This window comes from Polaromonas sp. P1_F2 (assembly GCF_056405735.1).
This window is the reverse complement of sequence record NZ_JBFUBN010000003.1, coordinates 161,364-178,819: the sequence shown is the minus strand read 5'-3', so window position 1 is coordinate 178,819 and position 17,456 is coordinate 161,364. Positions and strand designations below refer to the sequence as shown.

At 65.3% G+C, this 17,456-nt stretch carries 14 protein-coding genes; 1 reads left to right on the top strand and 13 read right to left on the bottom strand.

Going from position 1 to position 17,456, the window contains the following annotated elements:
* From mraY to AC1D0O_RS07770, 11 genes are all read right to left on the bottom strand, one after another.
* On the bottom strand, positions 1 to 1,179 hold the full coding sequence (gene mraY, locus AC1D0O_RS07820) for a phospho-N-acetylmuramoyl-pentapeptide-transferase (RefSeq protein ID WP_477652979.1): 1,179 nt from the start codon (positions 1,177 to 1,179) through the stop codon (positions 1 to 3).
* The gene (locus tag AC1D0O_RS07815) at positions 1,169 to 2,590 is read right to left on the bottom strand and encodes a UDP-N-acetylmuramoyl-tripeptide--D-alanyl-D-alanine ligase (RefSeq protein WP_477652978.1); all 1,422 of its coding nucleotides are present in this window, start codon (positions 2,588 to 2,590) and stop codon (positions 1,169 to 1,171) included. The genes mraY and AC1D0O_RS07815 overlap by 11 nt, the downstream gene beginning before the upstream one ends.
* Entirely contained in the window at positions 2,587 to 4,080 is a 1,494-nt protein-coding gene (locus tag AC1D0O_RS07810; RefSeq protein WP_477652977.1) for a UDP-N-acetylmuramoyl-L-alanyl-D-glutamate--2,6-diaminopimelate ligase, read from the bottom strand. Before AC1D0O_RS07810 ends, AC1D0O_RS07815 begins: the two co-directional genes overlap by 4 nt.
* The gene (locus AC1D0O_RS07805) at positions 4,077 to 5,810 is read right to left on the bottom strand and encodes a peptidoglycan D,D-transpeptidase FtsI family protein (protein WP_477652976.1); all 1,734 of its coding nucleotides are present in this window, start codon (positions 5,808 to 5,810) and stop codon (positions 4,077 to 4,079) included. Before AC1D0O_RS07805 ends, AC1D0O_RS07810 begins: the two co-directional genes overlap by 4 nt.
* Positions 5,807 to 6,115, bottom strand: a complete 309-nt coding sequence (ftsL, locus tag AC1D0O_RS07800; protein WP_477652975.1) for a cell division protein FtsL — start codon at positions 6,113 to 6,115, stop codon at positions 5,807 to 5,809. Before ftsL ends, AC1D0O_RS07805 begins: the two co-directional genes overlap by 4 nt.
* A gap of 16 nt (positions 6,116 to 6,131) precedes the next feature.
* Positions 6,132 to 7,049 (bottom strand): 16S rRNA (cytosine(1402)-N(4))-methyltransferase RsmH, encoded by a 918-nt coding sequence (gene rsmH, locus AC1D0O_RS07795; RefSeq protein WP_477652974.1) that lies wholly within the window; start codon positions 7,047 to 7,049, stop codon positions 6,132 to 6,134.
* 9 nt (positions 7,050 to 7,058) lie between these two features.
* Entirely contained in the window at positions 7,059 to 7,487 is a 429-nt protein-coding gene (mraZ, locus tag AC1D0O_RS07790; protein ID WP_411877957.1) for a division/cell wall cluster transcriptional repressor MraZ, read from the bottom strand.
* A gap of 473 nt (positions 7,488 to 7,960) precedes the next feature.
* Complete coding sequence (locus AC1D0O_RS07785; protein WP_477652973.1) at positions 7,961 to 9,817, bottom strand: STAS domain-containing protein; 1,857 nt, start codon at positions 9,815 to 9,817, stop codon at positions 7,961 to 7,963.
* Between the two features lie 39 nt (positions 9,818 to 9,856).
* On the bottom strand, positions 9,857 to 10,900 hold the full coding sequence (gene dksA / locus AC1D0O_RS07780; protein ID WP_477652972.1) for an RNA polymerase-binding protein DksA: 1,044 nt from the start codon (positions 10,898 to 10,900) through the stop codon (positions 9,857 to 9,859).
* 344 nt (positions 10,901 to 11,244) lie between these two features.
* Entirely contained in the window at positions 11,245 to 12,321 is a 1,077-nt protein-coding gene (locus AC1D0O_RS07775; RefSeq protein WP_477652971.1) for a CobW family GTP-binding protein, read from the bottom strand.
* Between the two features lie 170 nt (positions 12,322 to 12,491).
* Positions 12,492 to 13,682 carry a class I SAM-dependent rRNA methyltransferase gene (locus AC1D0O_RS07770; RefSeq protein ID WP_477652970.1) on the bottom strand — a complete coding sequence of 397 codons (1,191 nt, stop codon included), beginning with the start codon at positions 13,680 to 13,682 and terminating at the stop codon, positions 12,492 to 12,494.
* A 183-nt stretch (positions 13,683 to 13,865) separates the two neighbouring features.
* On the opposite strand from AC1D0O_RS07770, the gene AC1D0O_RS07765 reads away from it, so the two are divergent.
* Positions 13,866 to 15,644 carry a sensor domain-containing diguanylate cyclase gene (locus AC1D0O_RS07765; RefSeq protein ID WP_477652969.1) on the top strand — a complete coding sequence of 593 codons (1,779 nt, stop codon included), beginning with the start codon at positions 13,866 to 13,868 and terminating at the stop codon, positions 15,642 to 15,644.
* 22 nt (positions 15,645 to 15,666) lie between these two features.
* Here the strand turns inward: AC1D0O_RS07765 and AC1D0O_RS07760 are convergent, their stop codons facing one another.
* Both AC1D0O_RS07760 and AC1D0O_RS07755 read right to left on the bottom strand, forming a co-directional pair.
* Positions 15,667 to 16,722, bottom strand: coding sequence for a tyrosine recombinase XerC (locus AC1D0O_RS07760; protein WP_477652968.1), 1,056 nt, complete (start codon positions 16,720 to 16,722; stop codon positions 15,667 to 15,669).
* Between the two features lie 11 nt (positions 16,723 to 16,733).
* On the bottom strand, positions 16,734 to 17,429 hold the full coding sequence (locus AC1D0O_RS07755; protein WP_477652967.1) for a DUF484 family protein: 696 nt from the start codon (positions 17,427 to 17,429) through the stop codon (positions 16,734 to 16,736).
* Positions 17,430 to 17,456: the final 27 nt, after the last annotated feature.

The following is a 17,456-nucleotide window of genomic DNA, read 5'->3' as shown; positions in this document are numbered from 1 at the left end:
TTACCTGAGTTTCAAGGTGGAGAGGCCGATGAGGCACAGCAGCATGGTGATGATCCAGAAACGGACGACCACCTGCGTTTCTTTCCAGCCGCTTTTCTCGAAGTGATGGTGCAGCGGCGCCATCTTGAGGACGCGGCGGCCTTCGCCGTAGCGCTTCTTGGTGTATTTGAACCAGGTCACCTGCATCATCACGGAAAGCGCTTCGACCACGAAGATGCCGCCCATGATGGCCAGCACGATCTCCTGGCGCACGATGACGGCGATGGTGCCCAGCGCTGCGCCCAGCGCCAGCGCGCCCACGTCGCCCATGAAGACCTGGGCCGGGTGTGTGTTGAACCACAGGAAGGCCAGGCCCGCGCCGGCCATGGCCGAGCAGAAGATGAGCAGTTCGCCCGAGCCAGGGATGTGCGGGAAAAGCAGGTACTTGGAATAGACCGAGCTGCCGGTGACATAGGCAAAGACGCCCAGCGCGGAGCCCACCATGACCACCGGCATGATGGCCAGGCCGTCCAGGCCGTCGGTCAGGTTGACGGCGTTGCTGGAGCCGACGATCACGAGGTAGGTCAGGATCACAAACCCGAAAACACCCAGCGGGTAGCTGACTTCCTTGACGAAAGGCACCAACAGGCCGGCCTTGGGCGGCAGGTTCACGTCAAAGCCCGACTGCACCCAGCTGAAGAACAGCTCGAGCACGCGCAGGTTGGAGCTCTCGGAAATGCTGAATACCAGGTACAGCGCCGCAACCAAGCCGATGAGGGACTGCCAGAGGTATTTCTCGCGCGAGCGCATGCCTTCCGGGTCCTTGAGCACCACTTTGCGCCAGTCGTCGGCCCAGCCGATGGCGCCGAAGCCCAGCGTGACGATGAGGACGATCCAGACAAAGCGGTTGGACAGGTCGAACCACAGGAGCGTGGAGATGCCGATGGCCAGCAGGATCAGCACACCGCCCATGGTGGGCGTGCCGCTCTTGCTCAAGTGCGTCTGCATTGCGTACTGGCGGATGGGCTGGCCGATCTTCAGCGAGATGAGCCGCCGGATCACAAAGGGCCCGGCCAGCAGGCCGATGAGCAGCGCGGTGAGCGCGGCCATGACGGCGCGGAAGGTCAGGTACTGGAACACCCTGAAGAACCCGAACTCGGGGGAAAGCGACTGGAGCCACTGGGCCAGACTAAGCAGCATGAGGCTCTTCCTTATGGTTTTGCTTGTGTTGAGCTTGATCTTGATCTTGATCTTGTGCATGGGCCGTGATGGCCTGGACCACACGTTCCATCTTCATGAAGCGAGAACCCTTGACCAGCACGCTGCCGGTGTGGGGCAGCTCCGCCAGCACGGCGGCGGCGAGTTCGTCCATGCCGCCGAAAATTTGCGCGCCGCCGAAACCGGCCGCCGCCTGCCTGGACTGCTCGCCCAGCGTGAAGAGTTTTTCAATGCCCAGCGCGCGCGCGTGGCGCCCGGCCTCGTCGTGGAACTGCGGGCCCTGGTCGCCGACCTCGCCCATGTCACCCATCACCATCAGGCGCGGGCCGGGTAGTTCGGCGAGGACTTCCAGCGCGGCGCGCATGGAGTCGGGATTGGCGTTGTAGCTGTCGTCGACCAGCGTCAGCACCCGGCCCGGCAAGGCCACGGCGATGGCGCGGGAGCGGCCCTTGACTGGCACAAAGGCCGAGAGGCCCGCGGAGATAGCGGCCAGTGGCACACCCGCCGCCAGTGCGCAGGCGGCGGCGGCCAGCGCGTTCTTGACGTTGTGCCGGCCGGCGATGTGCAGTGAGAAATCGGTGCTGCCCGCCGGAGTGGATGCGGCCACCTTCCAGCAGCCGCCCTCCCATTGCGCGGTGCCGGTGACGTCGGCGGCGCCCGAGAGCGCGAAGGTCATCACCTTGCGCTTGCCGACCAGCTCGCGCCATAGCGGGGTGTAGTCGTCGTCGGCCGGAAAGACCGCCGTGCCGGCCGCATCCAGCGACTGGAACACCGAGCCGTTCTCACGCGCCACCGCTTCCACCGTGGCCATGAATTCGAGGTGCTCGCGCTGCGCGTTGTTGACCAGCGCGACGGCAGGCCTGGTGAGTTCGGCCAGGTAGGCGATCTCGCCGGGGTGGTTCATGCCGAGTTCGACCACACCCACTTCATGCGCGGCCAACAGGCGCAGCAGCGTGAGCGGCACGCCGATGTCGTTGTTGAGGTTGCCTTCGGTGGCGAAGGCCTTGTCGGCCTTCCAGGCGCGCAGTATCGAGGCGATCATCTGCGTGACGGTGGTTTTGCCGTTGCTGCCCGTGACCGCCACCAGCGGCAGGCGAAATTGCGAACGCCAGCCTGCCGCCAGCCGCCCCAGCGCCAGGCGCGTGTCGGCCACTTCCAGCCCCGGCAGGCCGGCTTGCGCCAGCCCGTGGTGGGCAATCGCCGCGACCGCGCCTTGCACCTTGGCCTGCGCGAGGAAATCATGGGCGTCGAAACGCTCGCCCTTGAGCGCCACGAACAGGTCGCCGGCCTGCAGGCTGCGCGTGTCGGTGTTGACGCGCAAGGCCTGCACACCGCCGTCACCCACGAGGCGGGCGCCGGGCAGCCAATCGAGGGCTTGCTGCAGGCGCATCATGATTGCGCTCCTTGCCGGGGCGCGGCCAAAGCATCAAGCGCCGCCTGCGCATGTTCGCGGTCGGAGAAGGGAAGCTTGGCGCCGCCCACTTCCTGAAAACTCTCGTGGCCTTTGCCCGCGAGCAGCACCACATCTTCGGGGCCGGCCAGACTCAGGGCGTGCGTGATGGCGGCGGCCCTGTCCGCCTGCACATGCACGGCATCGCGGTGGCTCAGGCCCAGCAGCACCTGGCAGATGATGGCCAGCGGGTTCTCGCTGCGCGGGTTGTCGCTGGTGACCACCACCTGGTCGGCGTTCTTTTCAGCGACTGCCGCCATCAATGGGCGCTTGGTCGCGTCGCGGTCACCGCCGCAGCCGAACACACACCACAGCTGGCCGCCGCGGTGCGCCGCCGCCGGCCGCAGGGCGAGCAGCACTTTCTCGAGCGCGTCGGGCGTGTGGGCGTAATCGATGACCACCAGCGGCCGCCCCGGAACGGCCAGGGTCTCGGTGCGGCCGGGCACGGGCAGCAGGCCGGCGCAGGCCTTCACCGCATCGGCCAACGGCACACCCATGGCACGCAAGGCCCCCAGCACGCCGAGGAGGTTGGACACGTTGTACTGACCCACCAGCCGGGCGGCCAGCGTGTGGCTTTCGGCGCCCTCGGCCACTTCAAAACTCAGCGCATCGGTGCCGTGCTCGATGTTGCGCGCCTGCAGGCGCGCCGGTTCCACGCAGGAGACGGTCCAGACATCCAGGCCGCTGCCGGCAAGGGTGTCCCTGAGTTCGGCGCCCTTGGCGTCGTCGATGTTGATGACCGCCGCCTTCAGCCCCGGCCAGCCGAACAGCGCGGCCTTGGCCTCCCAGTAGGCCTGCATCGACGCGTGGTAGTCGAGATGGTCCTGCGTGAAATTGGTGAAGATGGCGACCTCGATGGCGGTCGCGTCCAGGCGGTGCTCGACCACGCCGACGGAGGAGGCTTCCAGCGCGCAGGCGACAAAGCCCTCGTCGGCGAAGCGCCGCAGTTCTTGCTGCAGCAGCACCGGGTCGGGCGTGGTCAGGCCGTTGGAAACCATGGCGCCCGGCTCGCCAATGCCCAGCGTACCGATGAGGCCGCACTTGCGCCCCAGCCGGCCCAGGGCCTGCGCCAGCCACCAGGCGGTCGAGGTTTTTCCGTTGGTGCCGGTGACGGCGGAAATCCGCAGCTGCCGGCTCGGTTCCTTGAAATAGACGGCGGCGATGGGGCCGGTCGCGGCCTTGAGGCCGGCGTATTCGGCGACTTTTCCGTCTTCAAAAGCATAGGCGGCCGCGCCTTCCTGTTCGACCAGGCAGGCCGTGGCGCCCGCATCCAGCGCGCCGCCCACAAACTTGCGCCCGTCTGTCGCAGCACCGGGCCAGGCGATAAAGCCGTCACCCGGGGCCAGCCTGCGGCTGTCCGTACGCAGGCTGCCGCTCACGCGTTCGCGCAACCAGCCGGCCGCTTGTTCAGGGGTATGGAGTTGCGTGCTCAAAACGACTCCTCCACGGCCTGAGTGGTGATCTGCGGTTTCACGCTCATGTCGGGCTGCACGCCCATCATGCGCAGCGTCTGCTGCACGACCTCGCTGAAAACAGGCGCGGCGGCCACGCCGCCGAAGTAGTTGCCGTCGCCGGGCTCGTCGATCATCACGCCGACGATGATGCGCGGAGCCTCGATGGGCGCCATGCCGGTAAACCAGGCGCGGTATTTGTTGGTGGCGTAACCTTTTCCAACCTGCTTGTGCGCTGTGCCGGACTTGCCGCCTACCGAATAGCCGACGGTCTGCGCCAGCGGACCCGTGCCGCCGGGAGCGGCGGCCATCTGCAGCATGCGGCGGACGGCATGCGCGTTCTCGGCGGAAAAAACCTTGACGCCCACGGCCGGCTCGCTGCTCTTGAGCATGGTCACGGGAATGATCTGGCCGTCGTGCGCGAAGGCCGTGTAGGAGTGCGCCATCTGGAACAGCGAGGCCGACAGCCCGTAGCCATAGGCCATCGTCGCCTGCTCCACGGGGCGCCAGGTTTTCCAGGGCCGCACACGCCCCGTGACGGCACCGGGGAACTGTATCTGCGGTTTTTGCCCGTAGCCCAACGCCATGTAGGTGTCCCACATTTCCTGCGCGCTCATCTTTTGCGCGATCTTCAGCGCGCCGACGTTGCTGGACTTCTGGATCACGCCCTCCACCGTCAGCGTGCCGTAGTTGTGGGTGTCGCTGATGGTGAAGCCGCCGATGCTGTAGCGGCCGGGCCCGGTTTCGATGATGGTCTGCGGCTTGATGCGCCCGGCCTCGAGCGCCATGGCCACCGTGATCGGTTTCATCGTGGAGCCGGGCTCGAAGGTGTCCGTGAGCGCCCGGTTGCGCAACTGCTCGCCGGTCAGGTTTTTCCGCCGGTCGGGCACGTAGCTCGGGTAGTTCGCCAGCGCCAGCACCTCGCCGGTGGTGGAGTCCAGCACGACGACGCTGCCGGCCTTGGCCTTGCGCGCGATGACCGCGTCGCGCAGCTTCTGGTAGGCGAAGAACTGCACCTTGCTGTCTATGCTCAGCTGGATGTCCTTGCCTTCGACGGGCGGCATCTGCTCGCCGACATCCTCGACGACACGGCCCAGGCGGTCCTTGATCACGCGGCGCGAACCGGCCTTGCCCGCCAGGTCCTTGTTGAAGGCCAGCTCAATGCCCTCCTGGCCGCGGTCCTCGACGTTGGTAAAGCCGACCACGTGGGCCACGGTTTCGCCTTCGGGGTACTGGCGCTTGTATTCCTTGCGCTGGTAAATGCCCTTGATGCCCATGGCGTGGATTCTTTTCGCCACCGGCTCGTCGACCTGGCGCTTGAGCCAGACAAAAGTCTTGTCTTCGTCACCCAGTTTCTTGCTGAGCTCGGCCAGTGGCATTTCCAGCAGCAGGGCCAGTTCGGCCAGTTGCGGCTTGCTGGCTTCAACGTCTTCGGGAATGGCCCAGATGCTGGATGCCGGCACGCTGGACGCGAGGATCAGGCCGTTGCGGTCCAGGATGCGGCCTCGGTTGGCGGGCAGCTCCAGCGTGCGGGCAAAGCGCACTTCACCCTGGCGCTGGAAAAATTCATTGCCGAAAATCTGGATATAAGCCGCGCGGCCGGCCAGCCCGGCAAAGGCCAGCGCGATGCCGGCCACGATGAATTTGCTGCGCCAGACGGGTGTCTTGCTGGCCAGCAAGGGGCTGGACGAATAAAGAACGCTGCGGCTCATGGCCTGGCGCCCTCAGCCGCGGAAGCCGGTGCGGCCGGGGCGTCCTTGTGGGTCACGTACTGCGTGATGGCGGGCGTCACCGTGCGCATCTGCAGCTTTTCCTTGGCCAGTTTCTCGACCTTCAGGGGCGTGGCCTGCGCGCGCTTTTCCACCTGCAGGCGCTCGTTGTCCATTTCGATTTTGCGTGCCTCGGCCGTCGCCTTCTCAAGCTCGACATACAAGCGGCGCGACTCGTACTGGGTGCGCACGAGGTAAAGCGCGCTGGCCAGCACAGCAAGAAGCAGCACGAGGTTCAAGCGCGCCATGACTGTGCTCCGGCATTCATGCGGCCACCTCTGTGCGCTCGGCGACACGCATCACGGCGCTGCGCGAGCGCGGGTTGCCGTCGACTTCCTCTTCGCTGGGTTTGGTGCGGCCGAGGGCCTTGAGCTGCATGGCCTTGGGTTCGGCAAAAGGCGCGCGACGGTCGAACACCTCGCGCGAATGCGTGGCGATGAACTGCTTGACGATGCGGTCTTCGAGCGAATGAAAACTGATCACCACCAGACGGCCTCCCGGTTGGAGAACTTTCAGTGACGCGGCTAGCGCCTGTTGCAGCTCTTCAAGCTCGGCGTTGATGAAAATCCGAAGAGCCTGAAATGTGCGCGTTGCAGGGTCCTTGCCCGGCTCGCGGGTTTTGACCGCGCCAGCCACGACTTCGGCCAGCTCAGCGGTGGTTCGAAGAGGGCCCCGTTCCTGTCGGCGACGATCAATCGCCTTTGCAATCTGTTGAGCAAACCGTTCTTCGCCATATTCACGAATCACCTCCGCCATGGTTTCTATGGATGCATCCACCAGCCACTCGGCCACGCTCTGGCCACGCGTGGTGTCCATGCGCATGTCGAGCGGCCCCTCCTGCCGAAACGAAAAACCGCGCACCGGGTTGTCGATCTGCGGCGAGCTCACGCCCAGGTCCATCAGCACGCCGGCCGCGCTGGCGGCGGGCAGCTGGCCCAGGTGCATAAAACCCTCGTGGCGTATCGAAAAACGCGGGTCGGTGATGGTCTGCGCCTCGGCGATGGCGTCGAGGTCTTTGTCGAAGGCGGTGAGCCGCCCCTGGGGCGAGAGCCGCGACAGCAACAGCCGCGAGTGTCCGCCGCGCCCGAAGGTCGCGTCGACGTAGTGGCCGTCCGGGTTGACAAGAAGCGCCTCTATGGCTTCGTTCAACAGGACGGTGCGGTGTATCCATGTGCCGTTCACCGTCTTCTTTCAGAACGAAAAGTCTCTGAAGACATCGGGCATCTCGCCCTTCATCTGTTCGGCTTCCTGTGCCGCGTAAGTGGCGGCATCCCAGAGTTCGAAGTAGCTGCCCATGCCGAGCAGCACCGTGTCCTTGCTGATGCCCGCCGCCGCGCGCAGTTCGGGCGACACCAGCACGCGGCCGGTGGCGTCCATGTCGACGTCCATGGCGTTGCCGAGAAAGATGCGTTTCCACCACTGTGCCTGCATCGGCAGGGAGGCAATGCGGTCACGGAATTTTTCCCACTCGTTGCGAGGGAAAATCATGAGGCAGCCGTGTGGGTGTTTGGTGATGGTGAGTTGGCCGGAAGCAGTGGCGCTCAGCACGTCACGATGCCGGGTCGGCACGGAGAGCCGACCTTTGGTATCGAGAGCTAACGATGAGGCGCCTTGAAACACTGCTAAAAACCTTTAGAGAACACTTTTCACCACTAAATTGCACTTCCTCCCACTTTAGCAGGAAACCATTTGCAAACAAGGGATTTGAAACAAATTTTTTCAATGAAATCAAGGACTTAGAAGCGTCTGTGGATGCAAAAGGGAAAATCAAAAAGCGTTCTAAATTAAGCACTTAGACGATGCAATGAAAGTATTGCTTTAAGGCAACAGTGCCTGGCCGGTGAAGGCAAGGTGAAAAGCGGGACTATTTCCCTCTTCTCACATCGGCGCCACGCGCATGACGGCAGGGCTCGCTATAGAAACCATAGCGATCTGGCCAATTCGCACAGGGCACAACAGCACGCTCACGTCAGCTGGCGTGCGCAGGCGGTGGACCATGGGCAGTGATGCGCCCGTTGGCCGATGAAATGCGGGAGGTAAAAACCGATTGAAAACGGCCCCGCTGCACGGGGCCGAAGTGGGCGCGGACCGCGTCAGTCGACGCGGACCATGACCCTGGCGTGCTCGGTGATGCCGATCACATTGAAGAAGGCGGCCACGAGGCGGTTAACGTCGGAGAACTGCACCGCGCGGTTCTCGGCCTCGCGGGCCGACACCCAGTTGAGCAGCGTCCCCGCGGCGGAAAAATCCACGCGGATCAGCTTGGAGCAGGAGATCAGCATCATGTCGGCGCCCATCAGCTTGGCTTCGAGCTTGTCGAGCACCGCGATCGCATCGCCCTGCACCTGGCCGGACAGTTCCACCGACAACAGGTTGCTCATCTGAGAGCTCGGCGCATCCATCTGGGTGTCGCCTTCGATGGAACTGAGGCTGGAAGACATCGAGTCACGGTAGACGTCGCCGATGATGGCCTGGCCGCTCATAACGCCGCCCTGGGCGTCTATGGGCTTGTATTCACAGCGCGCGCTGTCCCAGGCCGGAGGGGAAACTTCATAGGTGACGCAGAAGTCGAGCGCCGCCAGCTCAAAGTCGTCGGGGCGGTGCGTGACGCGCAGCGCCTCCATGCGCAAAAGCCACCAGTTCTGGGCCGTGTCGCGGCTACCCGAGGGTGTGGCGTCCTGCAATACCTTCTGCAGCTGCGCATCGCCCATGAAGCGCAGCTGGACGGGCTGGGCGGCCCAGCCGCTGAAAACCTTGTACAGCGGCTCCACCGCAGCGGCCTCAATGGACTTGATGTTTTTCCAGTCCAGCCGCCACGGCATCGGGGCCTTGGCCATGGCCGCCTTGAGCGCGGCCACCGTCTGTATACCCAGCACCGAGGGGCATACCCAGTCGGCCGCGGGCCCATTGGCGGCTTTGCCGCTTGCAGGCTCACTGAGTTTTTTCACCATGTCGGGCATGGAGAACCACTGCGGCGCCGACCGGTCAAACCGCTCGACGAACTGGATCGCGGCGGTTTCAAACTTGTCCTGCTGGGCCGTGGCGCGGTACAGGTCGAACAGCGTCAGCCAGGTGTCCGCATGGCCGGTGCGCGAACCGTTCGGGGCGAGGATTTCCAGCAGGCCGGCTTCGGCACCGGCATCGTCGCCGTTGGCAAAGCGGATGGCCGCCTCTTCGAGTTCGGCGTCATGCTCGACCCCTTCGTCCACATCGACGGCGCTGAATTTGGAATGCGAAAAGCCGGAACTGCCGCCTTCGTCGCTGCGGTTGATGCCCGCCAGCCCGCCAGGCAAGCCCACCGGCGCCGGAGCGGGCGGCTTGACCGCCGGAGCGGGCGGCTTGGCCGCCGGCGCGCCGCCGGCGCGCGCCTCCGCGAGAGCGATGGACAGGGAGTCGGGCGCGGTAGGCGAGGCGTCCAGCGGAGAGGCCTCCGTGGTTGGTTCGGGTTTTTTATGGCTCAGGCCCGCCGGGGCCGTGGCCCTGTAGGCCGTCGGCAAGGCGTTGTCCAGCAGGGGCGCCTGGACCGAGGGATTCCTGGCGCCCGTAGGCGAGGCATGCGGCGGCGTGCTGTCGGGGATGCCGCCATTCTTGGTTTTCCACCACTGCATGGACATCTGCGCTTCGATCTCGTCGATCTTCTTGAGCGTGGTGGCCCTGTCGTCGGGCTTGGACGGCATGCTGCTCTGGAAGAACGAAGGCCGCCCGCCCGGATCCTGGCCGACGCCGACCATGGCTTCGCGCTTTCGCATCTTGCGCAGCATGTCAAATTCGCGCTTGCGCACGAAGTCGTTCTGCCGCTTGCGCTCTATCATTTCCTTGAGCAACTGCTTGCTCATGGCTTCGTCCCGGTCCGTGGGGGCCGCGTCCAGGTCGGCCCAGTTCGTGGCCGGATTCCGGACGAACTTCACCATCTTGGACAGCAGGCCTGAAGCGGTATCTTCTTTGGACATGGGAGGACGACTAAAAATACTTCATTCGGCAGCCTGGCGTCAATCGCCAAACATCTTTTGCTTGAGTTCGCGGCGCTGCTGGGCTTCCAGGGACAGGTTGGCCGTCGGGCGGGCGATCAGCCGGCCCACGCCGATGGGCTCGCCGGTTTCGTCGCAGTAGCCGTAGTCGCCGGAGTCGATGCGGGCGATCGATTGCTCGATTTTCTTGAGCAGCTTGCGCTCGCGGTCGCGGGTGCGCAATTCGAGGGCGTGCTCTTCCTCGATGGTGGCGCGGTCCGCCGGGTCGGGCACCACGACGGTGTCCTCGCGCAGGTGCTCGGTGGTTTCGCCGGCGCTGTTGTGGATGTCCTGCTTGAGCACCGACAGCTTGTGGCGGAAGAAGGCCAGCTGCTTTTCATTCATGTACTCGGAGTCGGGCATGGCCTTGACTTCGTCGTCTGTCAGCTGCTCGGCGGATTTGGTCTTCCAGTTGTTGGCGAGCTTGGGGTCTTTTTTGGCCGCCGCCTGGGGTGGCGGCGCGATCACGCGTTCGGTCATTGTGGAGTAACTGGCTTTGGCTGCGTCGGGCGCATGGGTTGGCACCATGGGTGCGGGAGGGGGTGACTGGGTGGCGACCCGGGCGGAACTGCGCCGGCCGGGTTTCAGGGGAGGCGGGGCGGCGAGCCCGGCCCTCACGGGAGCCGCGGCCGGAGCCGGCGCAACGGCGGCCACAGGCGGCACCGGCTTGGCTACGGGTTTTGCGGCGGCTTTGGCTGCGGGAGGTTTGACGGCGGGTTTTGGTGGAGATTTGAGCACTGGCTTGGCGGGTTTGGCGACGGCCTTGGCCTTGGAAGGCACAGGCTTGGCAGCGGTTTTCTTGACGGCTGCGGCAGGTTTTTTCGAGGGCGCCGCCTTGGGCACCGGCTTCGCAACCTTTTTCGCGGCGGGTTTGGGCGCCGGCTTGGCTTTGACCACGGGCTTGGCAACTTTTTTCACGGCTTTGGCGGCGGCCTTGGGCGCCGTCTTGGCCTTCACGGCTGTCTTGGCGGCCGGTTTGGCTGCAGCCTTGGCGGGCGTTTTGGTCTTCTTCGCTGGGGCTTTCACAATGTGTCTCCTCTGGAAAGCAGCCTTGGAACGGCCCGGGGGCCTCTGCGGCGGCTTCCTGGCCAGACTGCCGCAGTGCGGTAGTCCAACCCTAGCTGTTGCCAGATTTCCTGGTTTGTCCGCCGCCCGCCAGTCCTGAGAACCGCTAAAACGCGGTCCTCAACCCGCTTTTTAGCCGGTTTTGTGCCTGACTGGCCTCCCGATCCGGTTTTCCGGGTATTTTGGTCGGCGCGCGATTGTAGCGGCTCGCCAGCGCCCTGTGACACCCAAAAAACAAATCGTTGGAGAATCGAGACAAACATGAAGCCCTCCGCCTTTTATAGGCTACAGGCGGACAGCCTACCTCAAACCAGGCACTGCTCCAGGCCCTGCAGAAAAATATCTTTGGGCAGGTCGATGCCGATGAACACCATCTTGCTGTTTTTCTTCTCGCCCTCGGCCCAGGCGGGCCCCAGGTCGCTGCCCATGAGCTGGTGCACGCCCTGGAAAATCACCTTGCGGTCGGTGCCGTCCATGTTCAGCACGCCCTTGTAGCGCAGCATGCGCGGGCCGTAGATGTTGACCACCGCGCCCAGGAAATCCTCGAGTTTGGCCGGGCTGAAGGGCTTGTCGGAGCGGAAGACGAAGCTCTTGACGTCGTCGTCATGGTGGTGATGGTGGCCGTGGCCCTCGTGCCCATCCTTGGCGTCGTGGGCGTGGGACGGGTGGTCGCAATGTTCGCCGTGCTCATGGTCATGGTCATGGTCATGGCCGGCGTGGTCGTCTTCCTTGAGGAAGTCGGGGTCGATGTCCAGCTTGGCGTTGAGGTTGAAGCCGCGCAGGTCGAACACGTCCTTGATCGCCACCTCGCCGAAATGCACGGCGGTCTGCGGGGCGCGGGGGTTCATGTGCTTCAGGCGGTGCATCAGCGCGTCGACCTCATCCTTGGCCACCAGATCCGACTTGCTGATGAAGATCTGGTCGGCGAAACCGACCTGGCGGCGTGCCTCCTGGCGGTCGTTGAGCTGGGTGGCGGCGTGTTTGGCGTCGACCAGGGTCAGGATGGAGTCCAGCAGGTATTGCTCGGCGATTTCCTCGTCCATGAAAAAGGTCTGCGCCACCGGGCCGGGGTCGGCCAAGCCGGTGGTTTCGATCACCACGCGGTCGAAGTCGAGCAGGCCTTTGCGTTTCTTGGCCGCCAGCAGCTGCAGCGTTTCGCGCAGGTCTTCGCGGATCGAGCAGCAGATGCAGCCGTTGTTCATCTGGATGATGTTTTCCTGGGTGTCGTTGACCAGGATCTCGTTGTCGATGTTTTCCTCGCCGAACTCGTTCTCGATGACGGCAATCTTCTGGCCGTGCGCCTCGGTCAGCACGCGCTTGAGCAGCGTGGTTTTGCCGGAGCCCAGAAAGCCGGTGAGGATGGTGACGGGGATCAAGCTCATGGTGTCTACCTAAAAACGGGGGGTTGCGGGAATGCGGGCGGGCCGCGAGAACCCAAGCTGGGGAGTTTAGCGGCGGGTTCAAGCCCCAAGCGGGGCCCGGGCGAATACCACCTCGGCCAGCAGTTACTTTACAGAGGCTGTCAAGCCCCTGGACAGGGACCCTTACGCTCTCACCCTCCCACCCGCTTGACCAGCACCAACCCTTTGAGGTATTCGCCCTCCGGGAAGGCCACCGTCATCGGGTGGTCGGGCGCGCCGCCCATGCGTTCGGAGATGAAGGCGTCCACACCCGCGTCAGTGCCGGCCGAGGCCACGATCTTGTGGAACAGGTCGGCGCTGATGCCGCCCGAGCACGAATAGGTGAACAGCACGCCCCCGGCCGACAGGATGGACAGCGCCAGGCGGTTGATGTCCTTGTAAGCCCGGGCGGCGCGCTCGGCGTGCGTCACGGTGGGCGCGAATTTGGGCGGGTCCAGCACGATGGCGTCGAAGGTCCGTCCCTCCTTCTGGTACTGGCGCAGCGAAGCGTTCACGTCGGCGTCGAGCAAGGTGGTGCGGCCGGCGTCAAAGCCGTTGAGCGCCACGTTGGCGCGGGCCCGTTCAATCGCCGGGGCCGACGAGTCGATGGACGTGACGTGCCCGGCTCCGCCGGCCAGCGCGGCCACGGTGAAGCCGCCGGTGTAGCAATAGCAATTGAGCACACTCCCGAAGCCCAGGCGGCGCGTGTAGGCGGCAAACTTCTGCCGGCTGTCGCGCTGGTCCAGGTAAAAGCCGGTTTTGTGGCCCTCGGCGATGTCCAGGCTGAGCTTCCAGTCGTGCTCGGTGATGGTGATGCCGGTCTCGCCGGAGCCCTTGAGCCATCCGGTCACTTCAGGCAGACCTTCAAGCGCGCGCGAACTCGCGTCGGAGCGTTCATACAAACGGGTCAACCCGGTCTGAGCCAGCAAGGCCTCGACGATCACGCTTTTCCACTTTTCCGCGCCGCAACTGGAAAACTGCGCGACCAGGGTGTCGCCGTAGCGGTCCACCACCAGGCCGGGCAGTCCGTCGGATTCGCCATGGACCAGGCGCCGGCCGTCGCTCTGGATATCAAACAGCTCTCGGGCCTTCAGGGCCTGGGCGATGCGGCCCGCGAAAAAAGCCGCGTCGATGCGCTGGGCCTCGTCAAAACTCCAAACCCGCGCGCGAATCTTGGACGCCGGGCTGAAAGCCGCCCAGCCCAGGAACTGACCCGTGTGACTTTCCACCCGCACCGTTTCGCCGGCGTCGCCGCCACCCTTGGCGATGGCGCCGTCAAAAATCCAGGGGTGGCGCCGTAGCAAGGAGCGCTCCTTGCCATCCCGCAATCGAATAATTTTCATGGCGCTATTGTCGCGGCAGGGCGCACCAGCCCCAGCCCTTCCCCAGTGAACCGCAAAACAACGCCCGCCTTTGTCCCATAAACAGGGACTGTAATTTTCGCGAAAGTTTGCGACAATCGCAGGTTAATGATTTTTAAGTACTTTTCCGTGCAGTTGAAGAAACACACGCCAATTGCAGGCATTGTGATTCGCAGAGGCACGGCTGTACGGACCCTGTTGCTGGGCCTGGCGATGAGCCTGCTGATGGGCTCGCTGCTGGCGCTGACCAGCCTCGATGCCCGCTCGCGCACGGTGCTGGACCTCGACGCCCAGATACAACCGGTGGCGCTGCAGGACTGGGGCGACTACTGGATAGACACCACCGGCAAGTTCACCCCCGAGCAGGTCGCCGCCTCGCCCGACATTCCCTGGAAGCCGACGCACGCCGACGCGATCTATCCGGTCACCAGCGGTTATTCGATGTGGGTGCGCTTCAACGTGCCGCCCGCACCCGATAACGAACGCTGGTACCTCGAGGTCCCCTACCCGTCCATAGACCGGGCGTCGCTGTACACGCTGGACGGCGCCGGCCAGTGGACCGAGCAGCGGGCCGGCGACCTGGTGGCGGTCAACAAATGGCCGGTGCCGCACCGCCATCCGCTGCTGCCCATCGCGCTGTCTGCCGAGGTTCCCTCCAACTACCTGCTGCGCCTGGAAAACGGCCACCCCTTCAGCGCACCGCTGCAGTTCATCAGCGAGGGGCGGCTCAGCTACTCCGAACAGCGCGTCTCGCTGATCCTGGGCATTTTCTTCGGCCTGACCGGCCTGGCCGCGCTGATCTCGGCGCTGGGCGCCGTGTCGCTGCGCGACTCCGCTTATGGCTTTTACGCCCTGTGCGTGACCCTGCTGGGGCTGACCCAGGCCACCGTCACCGGCATCGCCGGCCTGCACCTGTGGCCCGCCTGGCCCGGCTGGAGCGACGTCGCGACCTCGGTGCTGCCCATGCTGACAGCCGCGGCCACGCTGCTGTTCATTTCCGCGGCCGTGGCCCTGCCCGAGCGCTCCATGCGCCTGCACTGGCTGATGGTCGGCCAGGCCGTGCTGGGCGCGCTGACGGCCGTGCTCCTGGCAGTGGTGCCCGCCGCCTCTCGCATGGATGTGTTCATCCCCATCATGCTGCTCCTGCAGTTCAGCGGCATGCTGGTCATGGGCTGGGCCTGGCGGCGCGGCGACCGTTTCGCGCCCTGGCTGATGCTGGCCTATGTGCCGGTGCTGGTCGCCGCCGGCTGGACCCTTGCGCGCAACGCCGAATTAGTGCCCATCGGCTTCCTGACTCAGCATGGCATGCAGCTGGGCGTGGCGCTGCACCTGCCCATCGTCATGCTGGTGCTGATGCTGCGCAGCCAGCAGCGCCGCGAAAACATACGCCGCATCCAGGGTCTGGACCGGGTGGACCCGGCGACCGGCCTGATCAACGGCCATGTGTTCGCAGAACGGCTGATCCGCATGATCGCGCGCTCCGAACGGCTGCGCCACCAGAGCGCCGTGATGATCATCGACCTGGTCAATACCGAGCAGATCCAGCGTGACTTCGGGCGCAAGGCGGCCGACGAGCTGCCGCTGCGCGTGGCCGAGCGCCTGTTGTCCACCGCGCGCGAAATCGACAGCGCTGCAAGGTTGTCGGAGCGGCGCTTCGGCATGCTGGTGGAAGGCCCGTTCAACGCGGAAGACGCCGGCACGCTGGGGCCGCGCATCGTGGCGCGTTGCCTCATGCCCTACAAGGGCCTGCATGTGGACTGCGTGGCGCAGGTGCATGTGGCCTATGCGCTGGTGCCCCACCAGGGCTCCAATGCGCAGGGCCTGCTGACGCAGCTCGAAGAACGCCTGGCCGCCGCCTCCACCGACAGCAAGCGCGCGGTGTTCATGCTCGGGGAAGCGCAGCCCCTGCGGCAACCCCGGCGCGACCGGCCCAAAGCCGCCTGAGACGGTCCCGGCGCCTGCCTGCTCAGGCCTTGCCGGTCTTGGGCGCTTTCGGCGTAGCGGCTTGGTCGGTCCCAAGCGGCGGCGCCACACCCATGCCGGCTTTTGACACCGCGCGCGGATGCGCCGCGTCATACACCTTGGCCAGGTGCTGGAAGTCCAGCCGCGTGTAAACCTGCGTGGTCGTGATGTTGGCGTGGCCCAGCAATTCCTGCACGGCGCGCAGGTCGCCGCTGGACTGCAGCACATGGCTGGCGAAGGAATGGCGCAGCATGTGCGGGTGCACCGGCGTGGCCAGCCCGGCCTTCAATGAGCGCTGCTTCAGGCGCACGCGTATGTGCTGCGGTGTCAGGCGCGTACCGCGCTGGTTGATGAACAGGGCCGGGTCCTCGCGCGCCCAGCCGCCGCGCGCCGCCAGCCACTGCCGCAGCGACTGCAGCGCCGCAACCCCCACCGGCACGCTGCGCCGCTTCGAGCCCTTGCCGAGCACATGGGCCTCGGCCGCGTCGATGTCTATCCAGCCGCGCGCCTGGGCGCTGGCTTGCACGTCCAGGCCCACCAGCTCGCCGATGCGCAGCCCGCAGCCATAAAGCAGTTCGGTGATGCACTGGTCGCGCAGCGCCAGCAAAGGGTCACCGTCGGTGACGTCGGCCTGGTAGGCAGCCAGCTGCACGGCCTCGTCCACGCTCAGGGCCTTGGGCAGGGGCTTGGCGGCCTTGGGCGCGCGCACGTCTTGCACCGGGTTGCCCTTGACCAGGCCCTCGCGGCCCAGCCAGGTGTAAAAACCGCGCCAACCCGAGAGGATGAGCGCGATGCCGCGGCCGCTGCGCCCCGCGCCGTGCATCTGCGCCACCCAGCGCCGCATGTGGATGTTTTGAACTTCGGTCAGTTGCACGCCGGCCTGCAGAGCGCTGGCCTCGAGTTTTTGCAGGTCCAGCGCATACAGCTCCACGGTGCGCGAGGCCAGGCGCTTTTCGACGCGCACGTGCTCGAGGTAGCGTTCGACCAGGGGGTGCGAGGGCAACACAGGCGCGGGCTCGGCGCCGCTGGTTTCAGGCGCGAGAGGGGATGCCTGCGCCATGGCCGTGATGCTTACGCGGCCGCCACCTGCTGGGGCCGCAGGCGCGTCAGCGCCGCACTGGCGAGTTCGCCCAGGCGCTCCAGGAAGTCGGTGCCCATGCCGCTGTGGAAGCGCTCCGGATCGGGCGAGGCCAGCACCAGCAGGCCGGAAGCCTCCGCGCCCGGAGCGGCACGCAGCGGGATCATCGCCATCGACAGCGCCACGGCGGGTTCGGGCAGCCAGCCGGCCGCCTCAAAGCCCGAGTTGACACCGCAATAGGGTGCGCCCAGCGAAGAGGCAAAGGCCTTGGCGTCTTCGCTCACACCGGTGGCGAAGCTTTCGTCGGAAAAAATGCCGTTCACATCCCAGATCTTGATGGCCGCCTGGGGGATCAGGAACTCGGTGGTGATGCCCTCGACCACCGCGCCGGGCAGGTCGCGCGCCTGCGCGGCCTGCAGCAGCTTGCGCGTCCAGCGCTGCATCTTGTCGGCGATGCCCACGTTCTCCTGGCCGTGGCGGATCATGTCGACCATGCGCGTCTCCAGGCCCTTGATTTTTTCCCGCAGCATCAGCGCCTGGCGTTCCTGGAGGCTGACGGCGCGGTTGCCGTGGCCGCTGGACAGCTGCACCGAAGCCAGCAACTCGGCGTGGCGCTCGAAGAAGTCGGGCGTGTTGGCCAGGAAATTGGCGATGTCGTCTTCGGTGATGGGATGTTCAGTTGGGTTCATGCTGGCATTGTCCTCAGTTTTGCGGCC

Excerpts from the sequence above, each read along its gene's own strand:
- AC1D0O_RS07775 (WP_477652971.1), bottom strand. The coding sequence starts at position 12,321 with ATGAGCTTGATCCCCGTCACCATCCTCACCGGCTTTCTGGGCTCCGGC.
- AC1D0O_RS07805 (WP_477652976.1), bottom strand. The coding sequence starts at position 5,810 with ATGAGCCGCAGCGTTCTTTATTCGTCCAGCCCCTTGCTGGCCAGCAAG.
- AC1D0O_RS07785 (WP_477652973.1), bottom strand. The coding sequence starts at position 9,817 with ATGTCCAAAGAAGATACCGCTTCAGGCCTGCTGTCCAAGATGGTGAAG.
- ftsL (WP_477652975.1), bottom strand. The coding sequence starts at position 6,115 with ATGGCGCGCTTGAACCTCGTGCTGCTTCTTGCTGTGCTGGCCAGCGCG.
- AC1D0O_RS07755 (WP_477652967.1), bottom strand. The coding sequence starts at position 17,429 with ATGAACCCAACTGAACATCCCATCACCGAAGACGACATCGCCAATTTC.
- mraY (WP_477652979.1), bottom strand. The coding sequence starts at position 1,179 with ATGCTGCTTAGTCTGGCCCAGTGGCTCCAGTCGCTTTCCCCCGAGTTC.
- AC1D0O_RS07815 (WP_477652978.1), bottom strand. The coding sequence starts at position 2,590 with ATGATGCGCCTGCAGCAAGCCCTCGATTGGCTGCCCGGCGCCCGCCTC.
- AC1D0O_RS07770 (WP_477652970.1), bottom strand. The coding sequence starts at position 13,682 with ATGAAAATTATTCGATTGCGGGATGGCAAGGAGCGCTCCTTGCTACGG.
- AC1D0O_RS07760 (WP_477652968.1), bottom strand. The coding sequence starts at position 16,722 with ATGGCGCAGGCATCCCCTCTCGCGCCTGAAACCAGCGGCGCCGAGCCC.